This window comes from Desulfosporosinus fructosivorans, assembly GCF_004766045.1.
In the GTDB taxonomy this organism is placed as follows: Bacteria; Bacillota; Desulfitobacteriia; order Desulfitobacteriales; family Desulfitobacteriaceae; genus Desulfosporosinus; species Desulfosporosinus fructosivorans.
The window spans coordinates 692,572-719,436 of the sequence record NZ_SPQQ01000001.1; the positions used below are offsets into that span (position 1 = coordinate 692,572).

Below are 26,865 nucleotides of genomic sequence, written 5' to 3' on the forward strand. Positions count from 1 at the left end.
GGACTATTTAGAGATGTTAGATATGCATGTTCATCTTATCGGGCACGATGATCCACGAGAAGTAAACCGAGAAATTATTCGGGAGTATTTGGAGGAAGCGTCCATCCGCGGCTTAAAAGAAATTGGGTTTGCCGATCATGATTATTTCTGGAATCAGATGAACTTCCCAATGATTCGAGAAGTGGCGGAAGAGTTTCCTGACTTAGCCGTTCGTATCGGCTTGGAGGCCGAATACCGTCCTCACGAAGAAGGAAGAATTAAACAGCTGCTGGAACAGTTTCCTTTCGATTTTGTGATAGGGTCAGTCCACGAGTTTGACGGCTGGATTTTTGATATGCCAGAAGCGGAAGCCATTCATCATAAGAAAAATGCGGATGAGATTTACGGCCGTTATTTTGAAGTTGTGACGCTAGCAGCTAAAAGTGGACTATTTACGACGATTGGACATTTAGATCTGATCAAGTTATTTGGAGTTAGACCCGGGAAGGATATTTTAACGCTGGCGGATGAAGCACTAACGGCGGTTGCTGAGCATGGTTTAGTCCTGGAAGTGAACACGAACGGTCGGTATAAGCCAGTCGCAGAATTCTACCCCGAGAGACGCCTAGTTGAGGAAATAATGAGACGGGGGATCGAGTTTACTTTAGGGTCAGATGCTCACTGTGCAAAGGTAGTTGGTCGGGACCTTGAGGAAGCAAGTCAGATGCTCACTCAAATTGGGGTCCATTCCGTTGTTGGGTTCGCAAACATGGCTAAAATAAGCTACAAACTGGGCTAGGAGGGACATACTTTGGCCGAGTTGTTCGATGAAAAATGGCTCATTGAAGAAAGTGCGGCACTGGCGTTGGTGGAAATATTAAATCTTCAAACAGGCGTGAAGTATCAAATATTTAAACATGCAGATCGGCCGGATATTGTCATTGAGAATGAATTTGATGGTACCCGACTGGGTGTCGAGGTTACGCACCTTTTCTATGATGCAGACGAGGCACGATTCATTCTGGGACGATCTCAGAAATATGTTCATCCTCCAGAATACATTGAGGAATATATTCAACGTCTCAACGCTTTGTTGCAACAGAAGAGCGAAAAGGCTAAGGGATACGATCACGAGTATCCTTTAGCCCTATTGATACGAGTAGTTTCCCCATTATTTCACATGTTGAATTTTGATGAGTATAAATCAAGAATCATTGTATGTACCTACTTCGGATTTCAAGGTAATTTGGTTGTTGTTCTATGATTTCTTGGAGCGGCGTTGGACACTCTTAAAACGATTGAGTTAAATAGTTTCTATGTCTATACCCTTAGGGAATAGACTTCACATTTCGGTGAAACACTAAAGATATGTGTAAGCTGGTATGTGAAGGAGACGTGTAAATGCCTTGGATTGAAATCGAGCTTTCTCCCCGAGTAGAGTGGAATGAAGATGGTCTTGATGATTGGACACTAGCCCTAGGGGCCTTTTTGACGGAAAGGGGCACTGGTTTAAATCCCATGATCAGGATGTTGCCGGGGTATAATATATTGCAATTAGGGGAAGAGGGAATTGGAGAACTTACTTTAAGTGGCTCGGAGCGGCTCGTCATTTTGGATGGATTATCGCTAAAAGGAAATGTAGAGTGCGATTTTGCCCGTTTTGTGGTACGTTTCGCCCGTCAAATGGGTGCGGTTGGGGTTTGCGTCTCTAATGCTAGTTCCACTGAAAAGGGTTTCTGGAGGAAACTAGGTGGAGTTATACAACCAGATCCGGTTCCGTTGAAAGAATCTATCCTTCGCGAGAAAGTGGCTATAAAACGGCTCGCAAAATTTAGTTTGCTTGTGACTTATGACGGGAAGGCAGTACTATGTCTAGAACCAATTATGTGTAACTCTCATGCGCCTGGGTTAGCAAGTTTAGCTCAACGTCGCTTAGAAAAAATGTACGGGGGAACTCCGTTGGGGTTTGCTAGTCGGATGGCTGTTCATTGCCCTTGGATTATTACTCGTGAGCAATGGGATGATTTATTGTCTTTTAGCAGGTTACAGGCTTTTGACTTGTTGGAAGGTCTCGTTAATAATTGTGAGGAAGGTTAGTTCTTAATCTCACATCCTGTTCTTGTCAGAGCATGTGTATGATTGGGAAAGAGATTATTTGTTTCATGTCTTAAAGTTCTATATAATGAGTCAATAATTAGATATAGATTGGGGACTGAGAGAAGTGGACAATATGGCAGCAAATGATTTGGCTCATGAATTGGCGCGTACATTGAAGGAATCTGATGAATTCAAGCAGTTTCTTAAATCTAAAGAAAAGGTTATGAGTGATATTAATAATCACAAGATGATCCGTGAGTTCCAATTGAGACAATGGGAGATTCGCGATGCTCAAATGTTGGAGGCTGAAATCAGCGAGGAGAAGCAACAAGAGTTAGAACGTTTATATAGTTTGGTGAGCTTAAACCCGACGGCACGTGAGTATTTGGAAGCGGAGTTTGAAGTATCACGCATGGTCAATGATATTCAGAAAATAATTGGAGAGGCTATTCAAGACGCGATGCCGATAGGTTTTGATGAGCTTACTCTCTGAACAATAGCCTTTTGGTTGGGTCCCTTCTCGCCGTCAGTCAAGTTTTCTATGGAGGTGAATAAATGCAGAGTTGGAGCTATGATGCTATTGTCTTTGGTGCTCATCCAGATGATGCAGAAATCGGCGCTGGTGGAATGATCGCGCAGGAAATTCGCTTGGGTCGTAAAGTTCTGATTTGTGATTTAACGGCGGGGGAAATGGGTAGTAATGGCAACGTGGCTCAGAGACGAGCGGAAGCTCTAGCTTCAGCAGAGGTGTTGGGGGTTTCTGAACGGGTGTGTTTAGGATTACCGGACCGGGGAATGCATGAGTGTGATGATCAAGTCTCAGAAATAGTTTGGATGATTCGGGAATATCGTCCACGTATGGTATTTACCCCTTGGCATGGAGATGATCACTTGGATCATGTTCAGGCCACTAATCTCGTCAGGGCTGCGGCGTTAAATGCTCGTTTGAGAAAGTATGGATCCTCAAAGCCCTGGGCAGTAGAGCGGGTCTGGGAGTATTTTATTCATGAAATGTCGCCTAATCCCCTGTTATTACGGGTGGGCGAAGAAGACGGGGTACAGAAACAAAAGGCCTTGCGATGTTATCTCTCTCAGTTTCAGGCGGGGGAGGGCACTGTGCCCACTCGTTTGCACGGACTCCTGCAACGTTTAGAGTGGCGTGATCGTTACGCAGGGAGTCAGATAGGAGCCCCGTGGGCTGAGGGCTTTTATCAGAGAGAGCCTCTGAGTATTTACGATCTAAGAAATATGCTTTAATTAAAAGAGGGTGCTAGGAATGAAAATTGGGATGGTTTGTTACCCAAGTTATGGAGGGAGCGGCGTTGTAGCGACTGAGCTAGGGTATGCTCTGGGCGAGAAAGGACATGAAGTTCATTTTATTTCATCTGCTCGGCCGTTTCGTTTACATCGATTCCATGAAAAGTTGTTTTTCCATGAGGTGACGGATGTAAATTATCCGTTGTTTAAATTTCCGCCGTATACATTATTACTTGCCAATAAAATTGTCGAAGTAGCCAATTTTGTGGGACTCGATGTGATTCATGCCCACTATGCGATTCCTCACAGTATTAGTGCCTATTTGGCCAAACAGATGATGACTAGATCACTACCGCTGGTGACTACGTTGCATGGTACGGATATCACGTTGGTTGGTGCTTTTGAAGAATTTAATCTGTTAACACGATTGGCACTGCGGGCAAGCGACCGAGTTACAGCAGTTTCAGCTGCGTTAGCAAGGGAAACGGAGGATGCTTTTGGGACTGTAGAGCAAGGTATCAACGTTATTCCAAATTTCATCGATCCTAAAATATACTTACCTAAAGAGGGATTGATGGAAAGATGTCGAGAACATTTTACCCCCTGTGGAGAAAAAGTTTTGGCTCACATCTCGAATTTTCGGGAAGTTAAAAGAGTTGTGGATGTTGTTAAGATATTCGCTCAGGTGGAGAAAGTCATTCCTTGTTGTCTCTTACTCGTCGGAGATGGACCGGAGATGGCACGGGTTGGTCGGGAGGTCATAAGGCTTGGGCTGGAGAAAAAAGTTCAGTTTCTAGGAAAGCAAGAAAGTGTTCAGGAGATATTACAGATGGTCGATGTTTTTATACTTCCATCAGAAAAGGAAAGCTTTGGGCTAGTGGCTCTAGAGGCGATGGCATGTGGGGTTCCAGTTGTTGCCAGCAGGGTAGGAGGACTACCTGAGGTTGTGCAACACGGAAAAACAGGCTATCTCGCCGAAGTCGGGGACATTCAAGGGATGAGTGAGGGCGTACTTAAATTGTTAACCAATGAAGTACTATACAAGACCTTTTCCGAACAGGCTGTAACTTGGGCACGAGAAACATTTCCAGTGGAACGTGCGGTGGAAAGTTATGAGGCAGTTTATGAGAGCGCTATTCGTAGTTCGTAGTTCATTCGTGGTTTATGCAGTTCGTAGCTCTGGTTCAAAAAAAGTAGTTCTTTGTTCTTTGTTCTTAGCCTAGTTTAAGTTAGTAGTTCGAGGTTCGTTAAACTGAGTAAATATTCGAATCGCATCGAGCATCTAGTAAGGGGAGATTTGATGTCTAACAAGATGACGCTAGATCAGTTTGAAAAGGCTTTAGAATCAGCCGGCTATATCAGCGAAAGAGATGACCGGATCGCGCTGACGGCATTTTTAGCGACCGAGTTAGGTAAGCCACTCTTGGTCTCTGGACCTGCAGGAGTAGGCAAGACGGAAATAGCCAAAGTCTTAAGTCAGATTTTTGAAGCGCCTCTTATCCGCCTGCAGTGTTATGAAGGGTTGGATGAGACGAAAGCGCTCTATGAATGGAACTATCAGAGGCAACTCTTGAAGATTCAAATGGGACGGGAGAATTTGCAGGAGTCAGATCTTTTTTCTACTGAGTATTTACTCCCGCGTCCTTTGCTCCAAGCACTTTTGAGTGAGGAGCGAACTGTGTTGTTAATTGATGAAATTGATAAGACAGACTCGGAATTCGAGGCTTTTCTCTTTGAACTTTTAGGGGAGTTTCAAGTCACAATTCCTGAGATGGGGACAATTAAGGCCAAAGAACGACCCATTGTTGTCTTAACGTCAAATGGAGAACGGGAGCTTTCCGATGGATTAAAAAGGCGTTGTATTTTCCTTCATGTGGAGCCCCCTTCAGTTAATAAAGAGGTTCGAATTCTTCGTGCCAAAATCCCTGATTTGCCAGAACGCTTGGCTGTAGAAGTGGCCAGGGCTGTGAACGTACTTCGGGAACGACTCTCTCTCAATAAGATACCCTCTGTTTCTGAAACAATGGACTGGGCCAAGGCGTTGCTGGTAATGGGAAAGACGGGCCTCGATCCGGCCTGGGTCGATGCGACGCTGACCTTGCTGCTTAAGAGCAAGGACGATGTAGAACTTTTCTATAGCGAGATGGGAGCAGAACGCCTCCTATTTGAGTCGAGCAAAGTGGTGCAGGGAGAAAGGCAACATGGATCAAACTAGAGTCAGTGAATTGGATCGACACTTAGTGGGATTTGCCCAATTGCTAAGGGCGGTTGGGCTTAAGGTCAGTCCTTCAGAAATATCGGATGCTTCAGAAGGACTAACTCATATTGGCTTAGTGGATAGAGATAGGGTAGAGACTGTGTTGCAAGCAACTCTCGTTAAAGATATTGGGCATATTTCTGCTTTCAAAGAAGCCTTTCGGGCCTACTTTGCAAGTCCTGTACAAATTGAGGCGTGGAAAAAGGATGTAGCCCAGAAAGCAACCCAATGGGATGAGAAGATTGAGAGTACCCGGAAGGATTTGCGTTTTCAGGAAAATGAATTAGATATTACGGATGAACAGAGGGCTGTTTATGCCAGTCTCCCAGAGCAGGATAAACAACGCCTGCGTGATTTTTTAGAGAAATCATCGAAGGGTACGAGAAGTGGAATCCCAGTGGATCATTCTTATCAGCCTATGGTGGAGCGGGTCCTTCGTGGGTCGCTTGAGTATTGGCGCAAGAAGTTAAATGAAGAAGATGAGCCGATTCTTTCTCCGGGCTCTACAGATGGCGTTCTCTCTGAAGTGGAGCGCGCGCTTCGAGAACAAGAGTTTGAAGTCTTAAGTCGGGATCTAAAGAAAATTCCTCCTGAAGAATGGCCGGAGGTGATTCGTTTAATTCGCCGTCTTAGTCAGCGATTGGCTAGTCAGGTAACTCGTCGCTACCGAGCAGCACGACGACGAGGCGGTTTAGATATGCGCTCAACCCTTAGAAGAAATTTACGCTATGGTGGGGTCTTAGTTGAGCGAAGCTATCGCAGTCGGCGTAAGGGGCGGCTTAAAATTATCTTACTTTGTGATATTTCTGGGTCTATGCTCAAATATTCGGAGTTTATTTGGCAATTTGTATACGGACTTGCCTCCGCTGTTAGCGGGATTAAAACCTTCGCCTTTGGAGAAACGCTAATTCCCTTAACAGGGAAATTCCGTAAAGGACAAACCTTTGAAGCAATGGTCAAGGAATCCCTCGTTGTGTCAGGAAAAGAATGGGGGGGCGGGACTAATTTAGCGAAAGCCCTAGAAACCTTGCAGAAAAAATTTCCGTCCTTTCTTTCCAAGCAAACGTTACTACTGATCGTAAGTGATGCTCAAACTTTAGAAGCAGAAAAAGCTGCAGCCTTACTGGAGAAAATTCAGCGTCAGGTTCGCCAGGTATTATGGCTGAATACGCTCCCTGAACGACGCTGGCTAGAGACCCCTCATGTGAAAGCATTTCTCCCTTCCTGCCAAATGTATGAATGCTTTACGCTTGGTCACTTAACCCAGATTTTAAGCAAACAAATCTAGACCCGACTGGTGTTTATTTTCCGGACAAATGGAGCATACTAAGAAGGTAAACTATTTGTACAGAAACACACAATGTCTAGGGGGGTTAAATAAATGTTGGAAAAATGTCGTGCCTGTGGTTTTGAACATGAGGATTTAGGGCATATTCTTTTTCGACGGAATCATGTGAGTAATCGAGTTTTACCTTATTGTTCACATTGTCTCCGTCGACTTTACCAAGTGCCGTATAGGCCTGAGCGCGATCTTTAATTGCGAATAAGTTCTTAGTTAATGGGAATAATAATGTTTTATGCTTGCCTTTTTTCCTTAGCTTTGGTATATTAAATTCGGAGTTAAGGAAAAAGGGGATGTTATTAATGGCATACGTTATTAATTCTGAATGCATTAGTTGTGGAGCTTGCGAAGGAGAATGCACAGTTTCCGCAATTAGTGAAGGCGACGATAAATTCGTCATTGATGCAGAACTCTGCATCGACTGTGGTGCTTGCGCTACTGTTTGTCCAGTTGAAGCACCAAATCCAGCTGAATAAATCCTAAAAAAATACTATTTAAAAAAGGAGAGTTTTAACTCTTCTTTTTTATTGACAAATTTCCTATATTACTTTAAAATCAAATTAGAAATTACTATAAAGTAAAAGACAATGAAAGGAGATGCCATTCATGGATGCAATCGAGATTCTTAAACAATTAAAGGATAAAGGCGTCCGTTTTACACCGCAGAGGCAAGCAATTTTGGAGTTTCTGCTTGAAACGGTCTCTCATCCCACAGCGGATGAAATATATCATCATGTTAAGGCTAAATTTCCAGGAGTCAGTTTGGGCACGATTTATAATACACTGAACATGCTTAAAGAGCATGGGCATCTATTGGAGTTGTCTTACGGTGATATGTCAAGTCGTTTTGATGGTAACCCAAAGAACCATTATCATATTGTTTGTTCGAAGTGTGGCACTGTGGCCGATTTCCATCGTCCGTTAATTGATATTGATCAGGAGGTTATGGATAACTCTGGTTTCCTAATTATGGGGCACCGTATGGAGTTTTACGGAATTTGCCCAGAGTGTCGCGCCAATGAGAAACTTAATTAGTCCGAAAATAAATAGTTTTTCTTGAACCTCCTTAAAAATTGGCTCTAAGAGCCAGGTTTTTAAGGGGGTTTATTTTTATAAGGCAGGGGTTTTCGAAAGCTTGCACGAATATGTTAACAATGAGATAAATAATGAGGGGTCATGTTATGTTTAATCGTCGATTAATGACTTTTATTGCTTTACTGGCATTAACATTAGGAACACTATGGTGGTCGTGGCAAAGCCCAATAGGAGAATCTCTTCAAACGGGGCAAGGCTCACTAAGCACTGTGAGGTATTCGCAAGATTTAAACGGGAGTTGGGATCAGTTCTCTTCGTTGCGTCAGGCTTGGACTACGGAATCCGAACCTCAAGATAAGTCATTCTTGACTGCAGGGCCGCCTGTAACGTTACCTTCAAGTGAGAGAATTTCTGTCGTAGCTAAACGTTTTCGAATCCCAGGAGAATGGAGTTCCCGGACCATGCAGCTTACGTTTAATGGTGTCCAGGGACATGCAAACGTTTACTTAAATGGGATCACTAGTAGCCAGAAAGTTGGAGAATTTGAAGGAAGTGGCGGTACGGACGGATTCGAGATCCCAGCCAAAGCGTTTCGCTATGGAGAAGATAATATTCTGGTGGTTGAACTTGTTGGAAGCATCGGGCAACGCACCATGTTCTTAGGTTCCAATTGGCCGAAATCCGGAAAAATTACCGGTAACATTCGGTTAGACGCTGCGGTAGAAACTACCCTCATGTCACCAGAGGTCAATGTCACTTGGCTAGAAACTACAGCGCAAATAACAGTAAAGACAAATTTGCAACATCATGGCTTTTCGCAAGAAGGGCCTTGGACGATCCACGGTGTGCTTTCGGATGGCTCATCCGGCATTGCAGAGCAGACACTTTCAGTGGACCCCCAGGAAGGTACAGATAATCAATCAGTAACGATGACCTTTACTGTACCGAATGCAAGGCGTTGGACATTGGAAGTACCGTTTCTTTATCAGCTGTATTTAACCGTTACGAACAACAAGGGAGACTCTGATGATTTGGCAGTGCCTGTAGGCCTACGTTCGATCGCTTTATCTTCTGGTAATTGGGTATTAAATGATCAGGCGATCGTAATTAAGGGAGAGGCCTTAACGATTCAGGAGGAGTCTCGTCTAAGACATGCTGGAGAGGTGGAGTCTTGGTTAAAAACAAAACAACAAAATGGGATAAACCTCATCTATTTTATTGGACAATTGCCAGATGAACTCTGGTTACAAGGGGCTGATCAAGTGGGTATGGGGGTGTGGGCCGAATTACCCGTAGAATTAATCCCCTCGAGTCGGTTACCTGAACCAAAGGTTTTTAGAAAAGCCGTTTCAGACAAAATGATTCATCCGTCCTTATGGGCGTGGACTATAGGAAAAGGGTTAGATTCGGACGCCTTGGCCCAAACCTATTGCCGTGAGGCTGTAAAAGAGGTTCAGCCTAATTTGGCTTTTGCAATTAGGAAGGATTCTGGAGTTCTTACGGGACTACCAGAGGAGCAGGCACTTTATGTTCAGGGAAACAAGCTTCAGGGTGTATGGGGAGAAGTTACGGTTGAAACTGCTTCGACCTCAAGTGTTCAATGGGCTAAGGAACCTTTAGTTGCAGGAACTTGGTCCCTAATGATGATTTTTCTGGCTTGGATGAACATCCGGTCGGTAACCTGGCGCTATAAACAAATCTCAGAACGAAAACCCAAACGCCGTTTGCGCAATGCTTGGTTTTGGAATGGATTGTTCGTTTTAGCTCGTGAAGGGATGCTGGCTGGGTTAGTTACTTCGGCAATATTTCGTATCCCGATCCATTCGAATCCGTGGTTATCACATTTATGGTCAGGTATCAATTTGATTCAGGCTCAGTCTCCATGGCTAATATGGGTGTTGTTAAGCGTGTTGTTCATGCTTATTCGATTAATTCAGGTTGGTGTGGTTGCGCCGCATTTGCCTGATGCTCCCCACTCATTAGCTCTTGTTTATTGGCTCGAACGACGATACTACTTTGCTGTTTTTGTCTCAATTGGCTGGGCCTTACTCCCATGGGGGGTCCCATTCTATATGCCAATGCTTGGTTACATTGTCCTTGTGTTCCTTTTCTTGCCGATACGTATCCATGATATCCGACGTATCGGTGGGCGTTACCGAACGTTTCTATGGGTCCCTGGAATGATCTCTGCTGCCTTCTTTATTTGGGCTTCGTTGCATTACGTAGATTGGATTTATCTGTGGCACATGGTTCGAGGATCAATGTTTTAGTGTCTTTAAGCAGAAGTTTTGAGACAAGAGAATGAGACAGGGGGACGGTTCTTTTGTCTGCACCGAAGACGATCGTGTGCCGTCGCTTTGCTTGTTGCCAAGGGTTACGGTAACCCTCTGGGCTTTCAAGTGTGTTGTTTTATCATCACTCGCACTGCAACATAAGTCCATTCATGAACAAGCCAGTTTCTTCTAAACGCCTAACTAAACGCGCTATATTGATGATTGTTTGCGTTTATGGACGCAAATGCGCTTAGCATGATATTATGATAAGAAACGGTGGTCTTCCTTCCAAGTAGTTAGCCCCGTAGCCCCGTAGGCCTTCGTCGTAGCGAAGAAATGGATGCAATTTCATTTGCATTCATCATATTCAAGAATTGGAAGTGTTTAAGATATGCAAATAAATAACTTTAAACCAAATTTCATAACAACGGGAGTTGGAAGTATACCTCTAACTAATGGCCAAGATGCTTTAGAATTGATTTGGAAAAGTGTACCATTGGCGCCACATTGGCCTCAGCTTCCGCGTCTTGGAGCAGAAAGCTCTTTTGTTGGGCAATATCTTAACGCCCTGATTGAAACTGGGGTCATAGGAGATGTTGAAGTTCCGAAATTTCAAGTCGATGCGCCGGATTGGGTAGAACGGATGACGATTTTTTATACGCTGTATTTAGAGGCACTTGAGGGCGACCAAAAAGCGCTAGAGCGTTTTGGATTCAGCGCTCAGGGTGGTGAAGGGTTTGAAGCCTTTTGTCATAATCTTGAACAGTTCGGAACAAGGGATGCTGTAATTCTAAAGGGGCAACTCAGTGGCTCGTTGACCTTGGGAATGCAGATCACAGATAAAAATAGACGGTCGAGTTATTATGATGATACTCTCCGGGATATGTTGGTAAAAAGCCTTGCCTTGCATGCTGAGTGGCAGACAAAACGGCTCAGTCAGTTTGGCCTACCTGTGCTGATGATGATTGACGATCCAGGACTTTATGGCTTTGGTGCCTCAAGTCATATTACGTTGAAACGAGAACAACTAATTGATGAGCTGAATTCAATTGTTGAGGGGATCTTGCGCCAAGGTGGAATTGCCGGGGTGCATGTCTGCGCAGGGATGGATTGGACCCTTCTTTTTGATTCTAAGGTTCAGGTGGTAAATTTTGATGCCTACGATTATATGCAGAGCATGATGGCTTTAGCGGAACCGCTAAATGAATTTTTAACACGTGGAGGAATTCTTTCTTGGGGAATTGTTCCTACGAATCCGATTGCTTGGGAAGAAACTTCTCAAAGCCTAAAGAGTAATTTGGATAATAATATACGGGAACTCGTAAAACGTGGCGTTGATGAATCCCTTCTTCGCCAACAAAGCATGTTAACACCGAGCTGTGGAACGGGAACACTTCCAAGGGATTTGACAGAACATGTTTATGGGTTATTAAAGGACTTAGGTGACAAAACTCTCGGTGCTTATACGACACAGTAGCAAACTAGGGAACTTGCAATACGACGTTCACTTGCTTGCTCTCGCAGATCAAACTAAGACTTAAGAGCTTGCTCCGTGAGAGGGCGGGGCGAAACACATGTGTTTCGGCAAATCGGACATCTATGTCCGGTTGCCTGACGTGTACGTCCTTGTATACGGCCCCGCTGTATTAAAGTGCTCTTAAGTCAAGTTTGATTTCTGCGCTATCAAAGAAGATTCACTTTTGTATGAGGGGCCATGTGCACCGTCTTGTTTATGCGATACGATACACCATTTGAACCATAGATTTCGAACCACGTATCACGAACATTGAACTTCGAGTGAGTGTTTGCTAATCGAATAACATTGCTTTATAATAAAACCAAGCATTTTACTAAGGAATCCAAAGGAGGAACAATAAATGTTAACAAAAGAGATGACAGTTGGCCAAGTGTTGAAATTATATCCTCAAACGGTACAAGTTTTTCTGGAGCTTGGAATGCATTGTTTAGGATGTCCTTCTTCTACAATGGAAAGTATTGAAGGTGCTGCTTTAACTCATGGACAAAATCCTGATGAACTTGTGGCAAAGTTAAACAAAGCTATCGTAGTAGTTTAAATTTCACGGTATACTTATGCAAGAAGAACTGGCCTAATTAGGGCTAGTTCTTTTTTAATTAAAAAGTTTCTAGGTACAAACACACTATTCCATACTTACCATATATTGTTATTAGTTAAAGAGAAGAATGCAAACCGCATAAAGACAACATCAATAGTTGATGTAATTAAAGGAGGAAATCAATATGGAATTACGTTCCGTTGCTTATAATCCTACTCAACCTGGAATGCAAGGAATGGCTGGAATGCAAGGAATGGCTGGAATGCAAGGAATGGCTGGAATGCAAGGAATGGGGGGAATGCAAGGTATGGAAGGAATGCAAGGTATGGAGGGAATGCAAGGAATGCAAGGAATGCCTGAAATGATGCATTGTATGCCTGGGATGCAACATGGAATGCAAATGGCCCCTGGGATGTATCCACCTGGTGGTTTTGTGAATCTTGATGTAGATATGGATCCTGGTTGTGTTAGTTATGATGTTGGTGGCCCGATGCACTGCTCTCCGTGTGAAACACCTATGATGCAGCACCACCATCAACCATGTCCGTTGCCTACGCCTATGCCTATGCCAACTCCTACACCGTCCACTAAAGTCTATGTAGTAAAAAAAGGGGATACAGTTTATAAAATCGCAAAACGCTTCGGGACAACGATGGAAGCCATTATCGCAGCAAACAACTTGCACAATCCAAATCTTATCTATCCAGGGCAAGTCTTATTAATACCAATAGTCTCTACAGGGGAATTTTACGGCTAATAGTAGCCATTGAAGCGATACAAGTATAACTAATCGAAGAACAGCCTGAACCCTGAGGTTAGACCCGGGGTTCAGGTTTTGCCTGTTAGGTGTGATGTAAGGGCAGAATGCTTTCTTAGCGTTATTGATGAAGAGATGTTTTACGTGCTTTGTAGGTCGTGGGACTGCTCATGCATATGAATGGATAGGGTTGGACATATTGTTTAAGGATTTATAACAATATAAACATCAGCGGGTAACTAAGAAGGAAAAATGTTAAAGAGAGTCGAAATATTGAAGAAAGGGTATGGAAGGAGAGACTAACAATGGATTATCAGGTCGGTATTCTTGGCGGGGGACCTGGAGGATATGTTTGTGCGTTAAGAGCTGCTCAATTGGGTTTATCAGTCGTTCTTATTGAAGGGGGGCGGCTGGGAGGTACCTGTCTAAACCGGGGGTGCATTCCTACTAAAGCATTAGTAAAAAGCGCTGATTTATATCGCGAAATGGAACATGCTGAAGAATTTGGCTTATTTATAGGTGAAAAAAGAGTGAATTATGGTGCTGTTGTCGCCCGAAAGGATAACATAGTCAATGCGCTTGTTGGCGGTGTGGAAAAGTTGATGAAAGCGGCGAACATACGTGTGATCAAAGGCTGGGGCGAATTTAAAGAAGTTGGTCAGATTTCAGTGACAACGGAAAACGGTGTTGAACTAATTCAAGTAGAGAATGTCATATTGGCGACTGGTTCTGTACCAATACGGATTCCGATTCCGGGGGCAGATCTCCCAGGAGTAGGAACTAGTGATGAATTCCTCGAAGAAACAGAACTCCCAAAACGCCTTGTTGTCATAGGAGGTGGCGTTATAGGGTTGGAATTTGCTTCGATTTATAAAGCATTTGGTGTTCAGGTTAGCGTCGTGGAGATGCTTCCGACTTTGTTACCGACCATTGATGAGGAAATCCCTAAGCGGTTAACCCCATTATTAAAGCGCAGTGGGATCGAGATTTTTACAAAGACGGCGGTTAAAGAGATTCGCCAAGAGGGGGAGACCCTCATTGTCCAAGTCGAAGATGGGAAAGGGATACGAGATATCCCTGCCGATCGCGTCCTTCTTTCCACTGGACGAAGGCCTAGCTTGAGGGGGATCGATGTTCAGAAACTAGGTTTAGAGACTGATAAAGGGGTCATTAAGGTGAACGCGCAGATGCAAACGAACCTTCCCCACGTATATGCAATTGGAGATTTAATCGGGGGAATCATGTTAGCTCATGTAGCTTCTGCAGAAGGGATCGTAGCAGTAGAGCATATTGCAGGGCGTTCAGTCGAGATGAAGTATGATGCTATACCAAGTGCCATTTTTACGCATCCGGAGATTGCAACGGTGGGGTACACTGAACAGGAACTAAAGGCTTCAGGGAATATTTATCGTGTGAGCAAATTCCCGTTTTCTGCAAATGGTAAGGCTCTGGCCTTGGGGGAAAGCATTGGATTGGTTAAAATATTGGCAGATCATGAGGGAGTTATTGTAGGGGCGAGTATCATGGGTCCCCAGGCTAGTAGTTTGATTTCAGAATTAGTACTAGCTATAGAAAAAAGACTTCGAGCCGAGGATGTTGCTCGTACAGTTCATGCGCATCCGACATTGCCGGAGGCAGTTATGGAGGCAGCGCACGGGATTGATGGCAAGCCACTTCATCTAGCGTAGTTTTATCCTAAAGTCAAGAAGACTCGACAATAGAGGAAAGATATGGGGGACGGTTCTTCGAAAAGACAGAAGAACCGTCCCCCTGTCTTTCCTTTCCTTGTCTTTCAAGTGGTGCTTGTTTTGTCGGTTTTGAAACCTAATTTCTGAATAAAATTCTCTGAATTTTTGTTTAAGGTATTTTAATCGACAGGATTTGATGATTTTTGGCTACTTGGAGTAGGACCTTCTTCCTTATTTTTAATATTTACAAAAAAGAATTGAGATTTAGGGTTGCAGGATAATCGTTAAGAAGGTAGAATTAGTGCAATTAGTGGTGTAGAGTGGGGTAAAGTGGGGCGGTTGACCACAACGGTGGGGTGAAGAGCATGTTTATGGGTGAGTACATTCATACGATCGATGGAAAAGGCCGGTTGATTATTCCGGCAAAATTCCGTGAGGCTTTGGGAGAACAATTTATTGTGACCAAGGGCTTAGATCACTGTTTGTTTGTTTACCCTCCCGCAGAGTGGAATACCTTAGAAGAGAAGCTGCGTGCTTTACCATTTACCCAACCCGATGTTCGTGCCTTTGTCCGTTTCTTTTTTTCTGGGGCGACGGAATGCGAACTGGACAAGCAGGGAAGAATCCTATTGCCGGCTAATTTGCGTGATTATGCGCAATTGGAGAAGAATCTGGTTCTGGTCGGAGTGTCAAGCCGTGTTGAGATTTGGAGCGAGACTCTTTGGACAGAATACAGTCGGCAAGCGGAAAACGCTTATGCCAGTGCTGCAGAATCCTTAGTACAGCTGGGGATATAGAAAGGAACGGATTTACTTGGATTTTCATCATGTCACTGTTTTGTTAGAGGAGACAGTTAATGCGGTTGTTTTAAATCCCTCTGGTAAATATGTTGATTGTACGCTAGGTGGGGCTGGACATAGCAAAAGGGTCTTAACTAAGCTCGATACATCAGGAAACCTGATCTGTTTCGATCAAGATGAGTTGGCGATTCGTCACGCGGAAGATTTATTTGGCGAGGATGAAAGGGTCACTTTAATCAACCGAAACTTTGAATCTCTGGAAGAGACCTTAAAAGAATTAGAGTTACTTCCGGTGAACGGAATATTATTTGACTTAGGGGTCTCGTCTCCTCAACTAGATGAAGCTGAACGCGGTTTTAGTTATATGCAGGATGCGCCCTTGGATATGCGCATGGATCCTTCGAGTCCCTTGACGGCTAGAGAAATTGTGAATAAATGGACCGAAGAGAACTTAGCACAGCTTATTTGGAAATATGGGGAAGAAAAATGGTCCAAACGGATAGCTCAGTTCATCGTTCAAGCTCGCCAAGAGAGGGAGCTTGAAACAACGGGTGACCTAGTTCAGGCGATTAAAGCGGCAGTGCCTGCAGCTGTTCGAAGAAGTGGGCCTCATCCAGCTAAGCGTACCTTTCAGGCAATTCGAATTGTTGTTAATGATGAACTTGGGGTCTTAGATCGAGTGTTGGATCAGGCGTTGAGTTGCTTGGATCATGGAGGCAGAATCGCTGTGATAACCTTTCACTCACTCGAGGATCGTATCGTAAAAGATAGAATGAAATCTTGGCTGGGACGTTGCACGTGTCCGCCAGAATTACCGATATGTCGGTGTAATCCAGTAACATTGGCTAAGGTGTTAACTCGAAAACCCATTCTTCCCTCTGAGGAGGAAGTAGCGCAAAATCCACGTTCCCGAAGTGCTAAATTACGGGTCGCCGAAAAGATATAACGGTCTAAAGGAAAAGAAGGAGGAATACCAATGGTAGTAGCGCAGGAGAAAATTGAGTGGCAGGAGCCCTTAACGCAGAAATCTAACGAGAGAAACCCACGACGCACGCGAAAAGGGGGTAAGTTCGCTAAAGTAAAAAGTATTTTAGGATTGGCCTTAATTGTTGGGCTGACTGGTGCCATTGGGGCGACAACGATTCAACTAACAGTCGTCCAGGGGGCAGAAGTACGGACCTTAGAAAATGAGATCTCCACGATTAAGGCTCGGAAAGATCTTCTTCAGATGGAGGCTGACAAACTTCGTGCGGTAGGTCGGATTGAAAGTGCAGCCCTAGCTATGGGCATGGAAAAACCTGCAGGGATAGTATATGTGGCCGGTACAATGCCTACGCTTAAGAATCAAAAGGTGGCTCCGTCGACCCAAGCGGCAACACAACCAATTGAGGTTAAACTCACAGCACTACAGCAATTTTCAAAGATATTTACGAGTTTTTTTGCTTCAACACAACGTTAAGATAAAAGGCGCTTTGGGTACGCGGAGACCCCGATAAATTGGGGGGTGAGGACTAATGAGTCCTTTTGTTGTCATGCGTAAACGAATCGCTTTTCTTTTTTTATGTGCGACTATTTTTTTTGGTATTCTAGTCATTCGACTTGGGTATGTGCAACTTAGTCAGGGAGCTGATTTACGGAAAAAGGCAGACGATTCTCACTTTCGGGGTGTGCCAGTCGCCCCTAAACGCGGGAATATTGAGGACCGGCAAGGAAATGTTCTAGCTATGAGTGTTAGTAGCGAAACAGTTTATGCCATACCAGCAGAGGTTCGACAATCTGGCAGGGCCAAAGAAATGGCTCAGACTTTAGCTCCGCTTTTAGGGAAATCAGCATCAGAAATTGAACAGCATATTACGAAACGCACAGCGTTAGAATACATTCAAAAGCAGATCAAACCAGAGGTTGCAGCACAGATACGGGCGTTAGCGCTCCCGGGGATTGGAACCACGGAGGATAGCCAACGGTATTATCCATTTGCGACACTAGCGTCTCATATTATCGGATTTGCCGGGATTGACAATCAAGGGCTTGAAGGGATAGAGTTAACCAGAGAATCGGAGCTCAAGGGGATTGCAGGCAGTATTTTGCAAGAATTTGGGGCAAATGGTATTCCTCTACCCCAGGCGGAGCACCAGTACTTGGCTCCCAAACAGGGAAATACCGTGCGCTTAACGATTGATAAAAATATCCAGTTGTTTGCGGAACGAGAGTTACAGAAGCTGATGTCTGGCCAAGGTATCAACATGAACGGACAAGTACCTAAGAGTGCTTCAATTTTGGCCATGGATCCGAGCACGGGAGAAATACTAGCTTTGGCTTCAGCACCGACCTTTGATCCCAATCGTTATCAAGAATCGGATCCCAGCACTAGGCGAAATATTGCGATTCAGAACGGATATGAACCTGGGTCTACTTTTAAGATTATTACCTTAGCAGCGGCCCTTGAAGAAAAGAAAATTAAGTTGCAAGAGCACTACTTCGATAAAGGGTCTTATACAGTTCTAGGTAAAAACGTACGTTGTTGGAAGGCTGGAGGGCATGGTGACCAAACATATATGCAAGTAGCCGAGAATTCCTGTAACCCGGGTTTTATCGAGATGGGTCAACGGTTAGGGATGGATAAATTTTATAAATATCTTCGAGACTTCGGTTTTGGCCAGAAAACAGGGATAGAAATGTCTGGAGAAGCACTTGGAATTCTTGCTAATAAGAAAAAAGCGACGGCGTTGGATTTGGCAACCATGTCCATTGGACAAACAAATAACGTCACACCGATTCAACTATTGACGGCTGTGTCAGCCGTGGCTAACGGCGGAACGTTAATGAAACCACAACTGGTGAAAGAAATTGTCGGTCCCAGTGGAAGGGTTATCACCCCTTTTGAAAAAAATGAGATTCGACGTGTTATTAGTGAGGATACTTCAAAACTAGAACGCGAGGTCTTGGAATCTGTCGTGACCAATGGCACCGGGCGTCGATCTTTTCTTCCCGGATATCGTGTGGCGGGTAAAACGGGAACAGCTCAAAAAGTGGCTAACGGAGGATATATTCAAGGAGAATATGTTGCTTCGTTTGTGGCATTTGCCCCTGCAGATAATCCAAAGCTAGCGATGTTGGCCGTGATCGACGGTACTCCGTTTTACGGAGGAGTTGTCGCAGCTCCTGTGCTCCAGACTGTCATGCTTGATTCCTTGAGATATCTCGGCATTAAGCCGGATGCCCAGGCACCCCTTACGCCTGGAAAACCTATGCCAGGACTTGAATTTCCGCCAATTAAGAAGGCGGCAACTGTTCCTTCTGTCCTGGGACTCCCGATAAGCGAGGCGCAAAAAGTATTGACCCAAGCTGGTTTTACGGGAATGACGGAAGGACAGGGCGAAACGGTTCTTGACCAAATACCGCATGGAGATACACAAGTAGAAGCGGGGTCCAATATACTCCTTTATTTAGGTGCGGATGCATCCGCTCCTACGCTTGCTCATTGGTGGGAAGAGGGAGATGAAGATATCGCAGCAATCTACAGTCTAACGGGACGGGTTCCAATTGAGATCAGTCCTCTTGGACAGTAATCATTTGTCCTAGGTCTACTGAAGTGGAGAATTGTCTATAATATAGAATGCGTTAATGAGGATGCTGAGGAGCTGTTAACGTTAGAACTTGGAGAGGAATGATGAGGAATGCCCACAGCAAAATCACTGGCGGAGATAATTAAAGTAATTGAGGTCATGGCTTCATCTGGGGATAGTCAAATCATTGTTAGTGGAATCTCTATGGATTCTCGGCAAGTTCAGCCTGGTGATCTGTATGCCTGCGTGCCTGGATTTAAGGTGGACGGCCATGACTTCGCGGTGAAGGCTATCGCTACAGGGGCTGTGGCCTTAGTCGTTGATCATTTTTTGCCAATTGATGTTCCTCAAGTAAAGGTTTCCAATGTGCGTCAGGTCCTGGGGCAGTTGGCTGCAACTGTGTATGACCATCCCAGCGAACAGCTGGAATTAGTCGGGGTAACTGGGACAAATGGGAAAACAACGATTACATATCTGATTGAGAAAATCGGGACAAAGCATGGCAAGAAAGTTGGTTTAATTGGTACACTCGGTGCTCGGATAGATGGGCGGGAGATTCCAGGAGAAAGGACAACCCCAGAAGCTATTGAAGTTCAAAAACTGCTTGGGGACATGGTGGCAGTTGGGGTAAGTTTGGCTGTGATGGAAGTTTCCTCGCATGCCATGGACCTCGGACGCGTGTCGGGCTGTGAATTCGATGCGGGGATCTTTACTAATTTAACCCAGGATCATTTGGATTATCATAAGACAATGGAGGATTATCTAGCCGCTAAAAGTAGGCTTTTTTCCGGTCTTGAAGGGAAGAAACAGCCCAAGGTCAGCATATTAAATGGGGATGATTCCTCCTACTCTAAACTAAGCCAAGCGTCGTCAGCTCCGGTTGTTAGTTATGGAATTCACAATGAGGTAGATTATCGGGCAGAGGATGTAGAAGTCACCTCGGAAGGGGTGCGCTTTGTGGTACGCTTTCATGAGGGTATACAAGAGATACGGTATTCTACTCCTGGAGTTTTTAGTGTTTATAACGCCTTGGCTGCTTTTGTTTGGGGCGTTGAACGGGGATTTGACTCAGCAACCGTTGCTGAAGCTTTAGCGGAAATTCCAGGGGTGCCAGGACGCTTTGAAAGTATCCGTCTTGGACAACCATTCCAGGTCATTGTGGATTACGCTCACACGCCTGACGGGTTAGAAAACGTTGTACGAACCGCTCGGGGTTTTACCAAAGGAAGACTTATCACAGTCTTTGGGTGTGGTGGAGATAGGGATAAAGGAAAACGGCCAATCATGGGTGAGGCTGCCTCAATGGGGAGTAATTTCCTCATTGTGACATCGGATAATCCTCGCACTGAAGAACCTGATCAAATTATTAAAGAGGTGCTCCTCGGGATTTCTGGGGTGGATTATGTTGCCTTGCGCGATAGAAGGGAAGCTATTTGGAGCGCTTGTCGCATGGCAAAGGCGGGAGATACTATTTTGATCGCTGGCAAAGGGCATGAAACTTATCAGATCTTCGGGACAGAAATCCATCCGTTTGATGACAGGGAAGTAGCGCGTGAAGCATTGAGGGGGCTGGGATATGGGCAAGTGGACTGTTGAGGAAGTCGCTCGAAATGCGCAAGGGAACTTGATCGGAAACTCAGATTTAGAGGTTGCAGGGTGCATTATCGATAGTCGTCAAGCTCAGGGCGGGGAAATGTTTTTTGCTCTAGTAGGGGAACGCGTCGACGGACACGATTATATGGAAGCCGTCTGGAAAAAAGGGGCAATTTTAGTGATTGCAGAGGAAGCCCGTTTTCAAGGGCCAGAGAAGACCCCTTTCGTTCCTGATGGGAAGGCTCTACTTCTCGTAAAGTCTGTGTTTGCAACCCTACAGAAATTAGCCCAAGCATGGCGTTTGGAGCTTGGTGCCAAGGTGGTTGGAATCACTGGGAGCAATGGAAAAACTACTACGAAGGATATGATCGCCGTAGTCCTGTCTCAGCGTTTTCAAGTGTACCACAATAAGGAAAATCATAATAATGAATTAGGACTTCCTTTAACCATACTCAATGCGCCACTAGGTACTGAGATCTTGGTACTTGAGATGGGAATGCGCGGTTTGGGTGAGATTAGGGCCTTATGTGACATCGCGAAACCAGATGTCGGAGTGATAACGAATATTGGCACAACACACTTAGAACTATTAAAGTCGCAGGAACGAATTGCCCAAGCGAAGTGGGAGCTAGTTGAGGCCTTGCCGGAAGATGGTATTGCTATAATAAACGCTGAGGATTTCTTCTCTGTACAAAAGGCGAAAAAAGACGTGCATTCGATTCAATTCTATGGTGTTGAGGGTAATTTAGTAGAGCCAAACACTAAAGGAGCTAAACTGAGGCCATGGGGAGCTCTGGGGACGACGTTTGACGTAAGTTATATGGGCGAAAAATCAACGGCTAATCTGCCGCTACCTGGTAAACACAATGTCTTAGATGCCCTTGCTGCGCTAACTGTAGGTAAGGTCCTGGGGGTTTCGTTGGCGGAAGGGTGTGCGGGATTGGCTAAGCTGGAATTGTCTAAGATGCGCTTAGAGGTACGGTACGGGATCTTCGGAACCACTCTGATTAACGATGTCTATAATGCAAATCCAATTTCGATGCAGGCTTCGTTGCAGGTTCTTAAGGAGCGAGCAGGTGGAAACAAGACTCTGGCTATTTTGGGCGAAATGTATGAACTTGGAACCTCAGCCGAATCAGGGCATCGTGAAGTTGGAGAGACACTTGCCAAGTTAGGAGTTAGTGAATTAATTACCGTGGGCAAATTGGCAGAAGAGATTGCACAGGGAGCGCGTTTGGCAGGATTCTCAGAAGAACATATTACGGTGACGTCTATACGCGAGGAAGCAGTTGCGAAAGCAAAGGATCTCCTCAATCTGCATGGTCCGGGGATATGGGTTCTGATCAAAGGGTCACGAGGAATGAAAATGGAAGAGATCACTGTGCAATTAGAAGAATCGGAGTAAAGGGTGGAAATATACATGTCTGAGCGTTTAGTCATGGCGGCAGGATTAGCCCTTATCATTACGTTAGTTCTGGGACCTTTGTTAATACCAGTCTTAAGGAGTCTGAAGTTTGGTCAAACTATACGCGACGATGGACCCCAAAGACATTTGAAAAAGGGCGGAACCCCAACAATGGGGGGGATGATTTTTCTCGTCGGTATTATTATCAGTGCTTTGATGACGGCAGAAAAACCTACTTCTCTAGAAATGGTAACAATGGTGGGTATAACCTTGGGATATGGCTTAATTGGATTTATTGATGACTTTATCAAAGTAGTCATGCATCGTTCGTTAGGCCTTCGAGCCTACCAAAAACTTATTGGACAGTTTGCCTTGGCTTTTATTCTAATGTGGGTATCCGTGCATTGGCTGGGGAGGGGTACGGATGTTGCTATCCCATTCACGGCTATACATTTGGATCTGGGTTGGTTTTACTATATTTTAATCTCCTTGGTGATCGTAGTAATGACAAATGCGGTTAATCTTACAGATGGCTTGGACGGCTTAGCGGCGGGAAGTACCATGTTTACAGGTATCGGCTATCTTGTGATTGCTCTTCTGGCAGCCAACCAAGGAGGTGGGGTAGCGGTTTTAGCGCACGAGACAGATATGGCTGTCTTTGCAGCGGCCTTGGTGGGTGGAACTCTTGGTTTTTTGCGTTTTAATACCTATCCGGCCCGAGTCTTCATGGGGGATACTGGATCTTTGGCCTTGGGTGGAGCCTTAGTTAGTTTAGCAGTTCTCACGAAGAGCGAATTGGTTCTTATAATTATAGGCGGATTATTCGCTATTGAGGCAGTTTCCGTTATTATTCAGGTTATTTCGTTTCAAACTACGGGGAAGCGGATCTTTCGTATGACCCCAATCCACCATCACTTTGAACTCGGGGGCTGGGGCGAATGGAAAGTGGTTCTAGTTTTTTGGTCTGGGGCGCTAATTTGTGCGATCCTTGGGATCGCTGCTTATTTGCCTACGCTTGGATAGGGAGGGTCCGCGTCACACCTCCTCGGCCATGCGTTCTTCGAGCCAAACTAGGGCTTTAATCCTTGATGCAAGAGGGGCAGGGTTCCCGGCAAATCGGCCATCCTTGGCCGTTGCCGGCGGGAAACGTCCTGTTTCACGCCCTGCCGATGAAAGCGGCTTAAAGCCGAGTTTGGCTACGACGACCGCAAAGGCGTCGGAGCGTGTGATCACGGACCCTCTATGCAAGTAGGGGGACGGTTCTTAAGCTTGTTAAGCTTGCATTAGGATAGACTGTCGTGAAGGCGCGGACGCTACAACGAGCCTTATCGCCGCAAGATCTGCGAACGGCGAGATACTGACGCTCGATGGAACGTGTGTGAACAGGCTAAGACACTTTTCTCTATAGGAGGTCACTACTTTGGATAATCAGCTTATTAAATCGTTTTATGATCATAGAAATCAAGACCAAGGCACAAAAATGTCGGCGTATATGAAAGATCACTTTCAATATTTAGGGATACAGAAACCACAGAGGACAGAATTACAAAAGGAGTTCTTCAAACAAGTAAAGAAACAGAAAAGAATTGACTGGGATTTTATTTTTATGCTTTGGGATTTACCAGAACGTGAATTTCAGTATTTGGCGTTGGATTATATTCTTGCATTGAAGAATGGTCTGCAGAAAGCTGATATGGATAGAATTAAGTTGTTAATTATTAATAAATCGTGGTGGGACAGCGTGGACATCCTTGCTTCAAATATTACCGGAAATTTATGTGCCAAACATCAAGAAATTGTCCAAAGTCATATATTAAGTTGGGCTGAAAGTGATAATATATGGCTTGCCCGAGTTTCAATTTTATTCCAACTAAAATATAAGGAAAATACAGATGCAGAATTACTGAAGTTTATTATTACTAGGAACAGTAATAATAAAGAATTTTTTATTAATAAAGCTATTGGCTGGGCATTGAGAGAGTACTCGAAGACTGATAAAGAGTGGGTAAAATCGTTTTTAGAGTGTAATACACTGAACACTCTCAGTGTTCGTGAAGCAAGTAAATATTTGTAGATTCGTCGCTATTTTGGAAATTTGGCTGCAAATCACTTAGGGACATTCTCCTCGCCGCTCCGTTTTGATTTATCTAGAATCACAAGATAATATGTTTCAACGTAAAATAGGGGGGATATTTGTGCTGAGAAGTGAGTTAGCAGACCAATATCTGATGTCGGAATTATGGGAAACTGAAAGAATGATTATTAGGGATGCAAATTTACAGGATGTGGACAGATTACAAGAAATATATACGCAGTCTCGAAGTACGGAAGGATGGACTAGGGATGATGAATTGACACCCGACTATGTACTTAATGGTGTAGTCAAGGGTCATTTACCGCCTAATGGAATGAAAGAGTTCTATAAAATTCAAGTAATTATCCATAAAAATTCATTTGAAATCATTGGATTTATAGAATTTTATCATGGCTATCCTGTCAAAGAGGTATTGTATATTGCTACACTTTTGCTGTGTGATGATTACAGAAACAATCGCTATGGTCAGGAAGTCATAAATAAATTATGTAAACAGGCACATGGATTAGGATTCCATCAAGCTAGGCTTGGAGTTTCACTTAGAAATTGGTTAGGTATATATTTTTGGACTAAATTAGGGTTCGATACAATTATTAAATATTGTGGTAATAAAATGCTTTCCAAGGATTCTTATGCATCGTTAGAACTAGGAAAAAACCTAAAAAGAATGCAAGTATAAGAACTGTCCCCCAACTTGTACCTACTCGACCCAACTTGCATGAAGGAGGGATTTTTATGGATAGAGAAAAGATGCTTTCTTATATTTTAGATTCTTACCCTTATCCGATTGTATTTGTTGATTGTGAACACATTATAAGATACATGAACAAAAGGGCAGAATACCATTATTACCAAGAGCGAGGTTATCGTGAGTTGATTGGCAAGTCGTTGTTTGATTGTCATCAGAATCCGAAATCAGAAGAAATGATAAAATCATGTGTTGAAAAACTTAAAAAACATGCAAATGAAGTGTTTTTGATGGTTAATGGACGAAATGAAAGAATTTACATTGTTCCGGTCAGAGATGATCTTGGAGATTTGATAGGTTATTTTGAGAGGTTTGAGATGAATTTGCAAAAGTAATTGAACTCATTCATCATTACAATAGATGAATGGTCGAGTGTTTTTGTAGCCAATGGGTAACGAGAAGGAACCATCACTAAGTAGGCAAAGATGCCCGTATGGCAAGGGGCTCGCATATGCATAGCTCGGAATGCAAGTTAGAGATCCGTCCCTATACTTGCAGAAGAACGGAGGATTTTAGTGTGAATTGGATGAATAAACGAGTCTTGGTTATTGGTGCAGGCTTGAGTGGTCAAGCGGCCGTGCAGAAGCTGCAGCGTTTAGGTGCGGAGGTTTTCTTGACAGATAGTAAGACGCTGGAGCAGCTCGCTGGTGTTGAGGAATTAGGACTTGATCAGGCACATTTGCTTCTTGGCAGTGTACCTGAATTAATAGGGATTAAGCCGGTACTTTTGGTATTATCCCCAGGGGTATCTCCTAAACTTTCCTTGGTACAGGAGGCTATTTCTCAAAATGTTACTGTGTGGAGTGAAGTTGAGCTTGCTATGGTTGATTGTCCTGGTCTATGTGTTGGGATAACTGGTACCAATGGGAAAACAACGACAACTACTTTGATCGGCGAATTAGCGAAGAGAACGGGTCGGCCTACGGTTGTCGCTGGAAATATTGGGGTGGCTTTAAGCGGGCAAGTGAAGGGCTTGGGAGAAGATAGTATAGTTGTGGCTGAACTTTCGAGCTTTCAACTAGAGTTTATTGATAAACTGCGTGTCCACGTGGCTATTTTACTGAATATCACCCCAGATCATTTGGACAGGCACGGTACGTTAGAAGAGTATCTTAGGGTCAAAGCACGAGTTTTTGAGAACCAAACAGCTACAGATTTGGCAATTTTGAATTGGGATGATCCATTAGTTCGGGATTTGGGACCGAAGTTGAAAAGTCGGGTCTTGTATTTTAGTCCAACCTCTTTTTTGCAGGACGGAATTAGTCTGTGGCACGATGAGATCGTATATTCGGAAAAAGAAAAGAGGACTATGATTCCCATTATTCCGCGCAAGGATCTCCATCTTCGGGGTGCTCATAATTTGGAAAATGTTATGGCAGCAGCAGCGACAGCGAGAGCGTTTGGCCTTTCTTGGACTGAGATTGCTGAAGGACTCTCTGAGTTCAAAGGGGTGGAGCATCGAGAAGAAATTGTAGGGAGTTTTGAGGGGATTCTTTTTGTCAATGATTCTAAAGGGACTAACACAGATGCAGCAACTAAGGCTCTGTTGGCGTTTGAGGAACCTTTAGTTCTGATTGCGGGGGGGAAAAACAAAGGACTTGATTTTCATGATTTCATGAAGGTTGTTCGAGTAAAGGTTAAAAGTCTAATTTTATTGGGCTTAGCGGCTGATGAGATGGAAAAGGCGGCTCGAGATGAAGGGGTACAGACGATTATTAGGGCTACCACATTTGAGGATGGGGTAGAGAAGGCGATAGGTGAGGCCATACCTGGGGATGTGGTTTTATTATCCCCTGCTTGTACAAGTTGGGATATGTTTAAGAGTTATGAAGAAAGAGGGGAATTGTTTAAGGAGTTAGTGCGTAGGCATTATAGTAAACCCATTTAAGATTAAAGGG

At 44.2% G+C, this 26,865-nt stretch carries 27 protein-coding genes; 26 read left to right on the forward strand and 1 reads right to left on the reverse strand.

The window, feature by feature from the left end; genetic code table 11:
• Window positions 1–13: 13 nt before the first annotated feature.
• The 22 genes from E4K67_RS03355 to mraY all read left to right on the forward strand — a co-directional run bounded on the left by E4K67_RS03355 (window position 14) and on the right by mraY (window position 23,147).
• Window positions 14–778 (forward strand): histidinol-phosphatase HisJ family protein, encoded by a 765-nt coding sequence (locus E4K67_RS03355; RefSeq protein WP_135544962.1) that lies wholly within the window; start codon window positions 14–16, stop codon window positions 776–778.
• Between the two features lie 12 nt (window positions 779–790).
• On the forward strand, window positions 791–1,243 hold the full coding sequence (locus E4K67_RS03360) for a hypothetical protein (RefSeq protein WP_243454318.1): 453 nt from the start codon (window positions 791–793) through the stop codon (window positions 1,241–1,243).
• Window positions 1,244–1,380: 137 nt separating this feature from the next.
• Window positions 1,381–2,076: a hypothetical protein gene (locus E4K67_RS03365; protein WP_135544963.1), complete on the forward strand. Its 696-nt coding sequence runs from the start codon at window positions 1,381–1,383 to the stop codon at window positions 2,074–2,076.
• 133 nt (window positions 2,077–2,209) lie between these two features.
• Window positions 2,210–2,569 (forward strand): YlbF/YmcA family competence regulator, encoded by a 360-nt coding sequence (locus E4K67_RS03370; protein ID WP_135544964.1) that lies wholly within the window; start codon window positions 2,210–2,212, stop codon window positions 2,567–2,569.
• Between the two features lie 62 nt (window positions 2,570–2,631).
• Window positions 2,632–3,333 carry a bacillithiol biosynthesis deacetylase BshB1 gene (gene bshB1, locus E4K67_RS03375; protein WP_135544965.1) on the forward strand — a complete coding sequence of 234 codons (702 nt, stop codon included), beginning with the start codon at window positions 2,632–2,634 and terminating at the stop codon, window positions 3,331–3,333.
• A gap of 19 nt (window positions 3,334–3,352) precedes the next feature.
• Window positions 3,353–4,483 carry an N-acetyl-alpha-D-glucosaminyl L-malate synthase BshA gene (bshA, locus tag E4K67_RS03380; RefSeq protein ID WP_135544966.1) on the forward strand — a complete coding sequence of 377 codons (1,131 nt, stop codon included), beginning with the start codon at window positions 3,353–3,355 and terminating at the stop codon, window positions 4,481–4,483.
• A gap of 150 nt (window positions 4,484–4,633) precedes the next feature.
• Window positions 4,634–5,548, forward strand: coding sequence for an AAA family ATPase (locus tag E4K67_RS03385; RefSeq protein ID WP_135544967.1), 915 nt, complete (start codon window positions 4,634–4,636; stop codon window positions 5,546–5,548).
• Window positions 5,535–6,878 (forward strand): vWA domain-containing protein, encoded by a 1,344-nt coding sequence (locus E4K67_RS03390; protein WP_135544968.1) that lies wholly within the window; start codon window positions 5,535–5,537, stop codon window positions 6,876–6,878. The genes E4K67_RS03385 and E4K67_RS03390 overlap by 14 nt, the downstream gene beginning before the upstream one ends.
• Window positions 6,879–7,234: 356 nt before the next feature.
• On the forward strand, window positions 7,235–7,408 hold the full coding sequence (locus E4K67_RS03395) for a DUF362 domain-containing protein (protein ID WP_135544969.1): 174 nt from the start codon (window positions 7,235–7,237) through the stop codon (window positions 7,406–7,408).
• Window positions 7,409–7,538: 130 nt separating this feature from the next.
• Complete coding sequence (locus tag E4K67_RS03400) at window positions 7,539–7,967, forward strand: Fur family transcriptional regulator (protein WP_135544970.1); 429 nt, start codon at window positions 7,539–7,541, stop codon at window positions 7,965–7,967.
• Between the two features lie 146 nt (window positions 7,968–8,113).
• The gene (locus E4K67_RS03405; protein ID WP_135544971.1) at window positions 8,114–10,237 is read left to right on the forward strand and encodes a glycosyl hydrolase; all 2,124 of its coding nucleotides are present in this window, start codon (window positions 8,114–8,116) and stop codon (window positions 10,235–10,237) included.
• Window positions 10,238–10,631: 394 nt separating this feature from the next.
• A complete protein-coding gene (locus tag E4K67_RS03410; protein WP_135544972.1) occupies window positions 10,632–11,717 on the forward strand; it encodes a methionine synthase in 1,086 nt (361 codons plus the stop codon).
• Window positions 11,718–12,117: 400 nt separating this feature from the next.
• The gene (locus tag E4K67_RS03415; protein ID WP_135544973.1) at window positions 12,118–12,315 is read left to right on the forward strand and encodes a DUF1858 domain-containing protein; all 198 of its coding nucleotides are present in this window, start codon (window positions 12,118–12,120) and stop codon (window positions 12,313–12,315) included.
• A gap of 184 nt (window positions 12,316–12,499) precedes the next feature.
• A complete protein-coding gene (locus tag E4K67_RS03420; protein ID WP_135544974.1) occupies window positions 12,500–13,072 on the forward strand; it encodes a LysM peptidoglycan-binding domain-containing protein in 573 nt (190 codons plus the stop codon).
• Between the two features lie 305 nt (window positions 13,073–13,377).
• Entirely contained in the window at window positions 13,378–14,760 is a 1,383-nt protein-coding gene (gene lpdA, locus E4K67_RS03425) for a dihydrolipoyl dehydrogenase (protein ID WP_135544975.1), read from the forward strand.
• A 365-nt stretch (window positions 14,761–15,125) separates the two neighbouring features.
• Complete coding sequence (gene mraZ, locus E4K67_RS03430; protein WP_199242445.1) at window positions 15,126–15,557, forward strand: division/cell wall cluster transcriptional repressor MraZ; 432 nt, start codon at window positions 15,126–15,128, stop codon at window positions 15,555–15,557.
• A 16-nt stretch (window positions 15,558–15,573) separates the two neighbouring features.
• Window positions 15,574–16,506, forward strand: a complete 933-nt coding sequence (rsmH, locus tag E4K67_RS03435; RefSeq protein WP_135544976.1) for a 16S rRNA (cytosine(1402)-N(4))-methyltransferase RsmH — start codon at window positions 15,574–15,576, stop codon at window positions 16,504–16,506.
• A gap of 30 nt (window positions 16,507–16,536) precedes the next feature.
• Window positions 16,537–17,019 carry a septum formation initiator gene (locus E4K67_RS03440; RefSeq protein WP_135544977.1) on the forward strand — a complete coding sequence of 161 codons (483 nt, stop codon included), beginning with the start codon at window positions 16,537–16,539 and terminating at the stop codon, window positions 17,017–17,019.
• A gap of 55 nt (window positions 17,020–17,074) precedes the next feature.
• The gene (locus tag E4K67_RS03445; RefSeq protein WP_135544978.1) at window positions 17,075–19,129 is read left to right on the forward strand and encodes a penicillin-binding transpeptidase domain-containing protein; all 2,055 of its coding nucleotides are present in this window, start codon (window positions 17,075–17,077) and stop codon (window positions 19,127–19,129) included.
• A 108-nt stretch (window positions 19,130–19,237) separates the two neighbouring features.
• The gene (locus E4K67_RS03450; RefSeq protein WP_135544979.1) at window positions 19,238–20,722 is read left to right on the forward strand and encodes a UDP-N-acetylmuramoyl-L-alanyl-D-glutamate--2,6-diaminopimelate ligase; all 1,485 of its coding nucleotides are present in this window, start codon (window positions 19,238–19,240) and stop codon (window positions 20,720–20,722) included.
• Complete coding sequence (locus tag E4K67_RS03455; protein WP_135544980.1) at window positions 20,703–22,124, forward strand: UDP-N-acetylmuramoyl-tripeptide--D-alanyl-D-alanine ligase; 1,422 nt, start codon at window positions 20,703–20,705, stop codon at window positions 22,122–22,124. The genes E4K67_RS03450 and E4K67_RS03455 overlap by 20 nt, the downstream gene beginning before the upstream one ends.
• A 15-nt stretch (window positions 22,125–22,139) precedes the next feature.
• On the forward strand, window positions 22,140–23,147 hold the full coding sequence (gene mraY / locus E4K67_RS03460; protein ID WP_135544981.1) for a phospho-N-acetylmuramoyl-pentapeptide-transferase: 1,008 nt from the start codon (window positions 22,140–22,142) through the stop codon (window positions 23,145–23,147).
• Window positions 23,148–23,159: 12 nt separating this feature from the next.
• Here the strand turns inward: mraY and E4K67_RS29640 are convergent, their stop codons facing one another.
• The gene (locus E4K67_RS29640; RefSeq protein WP_158408386.1) at window positions 23,160–23,372 is read right to left on the reverse strand and encodes a hypothetical protein; all 213 of its coding nucleotides are present in this window, start codon (window positions 23,370–23,372) and stop codon (window positions 23,160–23,162) included.
• 172 nt (window positions 23,373–23,544) lie between these two features.
• Between E4K67_RS29640 and E4K67_RS03470 the strand changes: the two genes are divergently transcribed.
• The 4 genes from E4K67_RS03470 to murD all read left to right on the forward strand — a co-directional run bounded on the left by E4K67_RS03470 (window position 23,545) and on the right by murD (window position 26,855).
• Window positions 23,545–24,198 carry a DNA alkylation repair protein gene (locus E4K67_RS03470; protein WP_243454319.1) on the forward strand — a complete coding sequence of 218 codons (654 nt, stop codon included), beginning with the start codon at window positions 23,545–23,547 and terminating at the stop codon, window positions 24,196–24,198.
• A gap of 121 nt (window positions 24,199–24,319) precedes the next feature.
• Window positions 24,320–24,898: a GNAT family N-acetyltransferase gene (locus tag E4K67_RS03475; RefSeq protein ID WP_158408387.1), complete on the forward strand. Its 579-nt coding sequence runs from the start codon at window positions 24,320–24,322 to the stop codon at window positions 24,896–24,898.
• 56 nt (window positions 24,899–24,954) lie between these two features.
• The gene (locus E4K67_RS03480; protein ID WP_135544984.1) at window positions 24,955–25,302 is read left to right on the forward strand and encodes a PAS domain-containing protein; all 348 of its coding nucleotides are present in this window, start codon (window positions 24,955–24,957) and stop codon (window positions 25,300–25,302) included.
• A 182-nt stretch (window positions 25,303–25,484) separates the two neighbouring features.
• The gene (gene murD, locus E4K67_RS03485) at window positions 25,485–26,855 is read left to right on the forward strand and encodes a UDP-N-acetylmuramoyl-L-alanine--D-glutamate ligase (RefSeq protein ID WP_135544985.1); all 1,371 of its coding nucleotides are present in this window, start codon (window positions 25,485–25,487) and stop codon (window positions 26,853–26,855) included.
• Window positions 26,856–26,865 lie beyond the last annotated feature (10 nt).